The organism is Anaerobiospirillum sp. NML120448 (assembly GCF_023050945.1).
Lineage (GTDB): Bacteria > Pseudomonadota > Gammaproteobacteria > Enterobacterales > Succinivibrionaceae > Anaerobiospirillum.
In genome coordinates, this window is record NZ_JALKIM010000159.1 from 1 (window position 1) to 1,795 (window position 1,795).

General features: G+C 36.3%; 1 protein-coding gene. It reads left to right on the forward strand.

What is annotated here, in order from left to right; genetic code table 11:
* Window positions 1–385 precede the first annotated feature (385 nt).
* The coding region (locus MXE38_RS12215) for a hypothetical protein (protein ID WP_246915480.1) at window positions 386–1,795 on the forward strand (1,410 nt) is incomplete at its 3' end.

The following is a 1,795-nucleotide window of genomic DNA, read 5'->3' on the forward strand; positions in this document are numbered from 1 at the left end:
GTGTGGCTCTATAAGAAGCTACATCCTGAACTCTGCATACTAAAGTAACCTCTAAACAACAAATTTTAATAACCCCCATATAAATCTTGTTTTCATGGAGCAAGACTAGAGGTTAAGCTAATGTTAGGTAACCTCTACTATTTTTGATAAATGCGATATATAAGGCAAATCTATTTTTAGGTTACTTTTGTATGCAGAGCTCAGTAGCTATTAAAACGTGATAGTAGTCGACATTCAAGAGTAATGTTTTATACAGATTTGTTTTTATGACATAAAGAGAACTCATAAAATTGTATTATTTTTAATAAATTACTTGACAATGATATCAACAATATGATATTATAAATAATATTATATTGTTGCTTTTTTTAAGATGAGGCAAATTATGATTACGACTCCTTATGCAGCTATGAGCACTGATGCACTTATGAGTATGAACTCTGATGAGGTTATGAGCTCTGCTGATAAACAGCTTTTAAAGCAAATTCATAAACAGTCTAGCCGTCATGTACTTAAGTTAGAGTCCACTCTTTCTGCTAAAGATATTTGTCAGTTATTTAAAGTATCTAACAGGATACGCCTTGCTGGTAATGAGTTGACTAATAAAATGCGCAAGAATCTCAATCGACTTACTCGCACTAAACAGTATCGCAATCTTTTAGAGCTTTATGGTAAGGCCGATAACCCTGCTGATAAGAAAAATTATGCGCAGCAGCTCAAGCAAATGCAAGAAAACGAAAATGTAACTTGGGATTTTTGTCGCAAGACTATGCAAACTCTTCAAGTTAACTATAAAATTGATGCTGTTTTGGCCTTAACAAAGGCAGAAGCTGTATGGAAAGGTGTAGAGACTTGTCTATATCGTAATGGCAAAACCATTCACTTTACTGAAGAAGGCGTGTACCCTGCTTTAATTGCCAAGCAAATTAATAGGTGCATTATTTTAACTGCCAAAGATGGTTCTTTGCAGTTTAAGTATGGCTCAATGGTATTTGGTGCCAAAATTAATGATACCTTTGAGCAAGAGGAAGCTGATGCTGTTATCCATTATTTGACTAATAAAAGTCAAATGGATAAGGCCGCCATTGACTGCTATAAAGACAATGGATCCTGTATTAGCACCTATCGTCCTTGCTATGTATCCCTTGTGCCTCAAATTATAAGAGGCAAGCGTCGCATTTATATTCATATCTGCATAGAGGGCACCCCTAAGGTCAAGCGAAATAAAAATGGCCAACCTAGACATGCTCTAGGTCAAGGTGTTGTTGGTGAAGATTTAGGCCCTAGAAGCATTGCTATCACTCATAAGGACGGTGTGTTTCTAGAAAACATTAGATGTGTCGGTAAGAAACCAGAAGCTGTTCAAGAGGAAATAGCTAATCTACAATCAGCAATTGCTAGATCCCTTATAGCAACTAATCCTCAAAACTTTAATGATGATGGATCTATGAAATCAGGTAATCTAATCTGGAAGGTCTCTAATAACTGCAAGAAGAAAATATCGCAGTTTAAAGACTGTTGCCGAAGGAAGTCCATTAATATCCATCTGGGTATTAATCAGCTCGTTAATTATATCCGTAGTTTAGGTGACACCCTCATTATAGAGGAGAATAATGCTTCAGCTTTGGCAAAAAGAGGAAGAAGTATTGTCAAATCCAATGCCAATAGCAATACAAGCTGTGCAGTGGCCCTAAATACTAATGGAGCTCAGTCTAATGCTCAACAGCAATCATCTGCTATTAAGAGCAATTCAAACGGCTCTAACCAAGCTCAAGCTAACAGCAATACAAGCTGT